The sequence below is a fragment of the Xanthomonas pisi DSM 18956 genome, assembly GCF_001010415.1.
In the GTDB taxonomy this organism is placed as follows: Bacteria; Pseudomonadota; Gammaproteobacteria; order Xanthomonadales; family Xanthomonadaceae; genus Xanthomonas; species Xanthomonas pisi.
Genome location: NZ_JPLE01000180.1, coordinates 1 through 487 on the forward strand (window position 1 = coordinate 1; position 487 = coordinate 487).

The 487-nt window shown below is 34.9% G+C and carries 1 protein-coding gene; it reads left to right on the plus strand.

Going from position 1 to position 487, the window contains the following annotated elements:
• The coding region (locus Y887_RS20740; protein WP_211257005.1) for a hypothetical protein at window positions 1-487 on the plus strand (487 nt) is incomplete at both ends.

A 487-nucleotide genomic window follows, 5' to 3' on the forward strand; every position in this document is an offset into this window, starting at 1 on the left:
AGTTGAAAGAATATCTCCTCGTCCTAAATCTGCTACCGCCTCTATGTTTGAAATTACAGGCGCGCGCTGGGAAAAAGAGGAACTATTTACACTTACGACAGAAGCAGATGAAATTACTGGTTATGTAGCGTATATGCATCCATCTGATATTTTCTCTATGGATGGTACTACATCGCTTTGTCATCCATCTATGAATATTTTGATTCGTATGGCTAATCTTATTGCCAGTAATGAACTCTATGTTATTCGTCCGATTTTACAGAAAAAGGTAAAAGAGCTTGGTCAGTGCCAATGTATTTTTGAAGCTTTGCGTGATTTATATGTAGATGCTTTTGATGATGTAGATTATGATAAGTATGTAGGTTATTCAAGTTCAGCTCAACGATATATTGATAAAATTATCAAGTATCCTGAACTAGATTTTATGATGAAGTACTTCAGTACAGATGAAGTTTCTGAAGAATATACACGACTCGCTAATATAGTT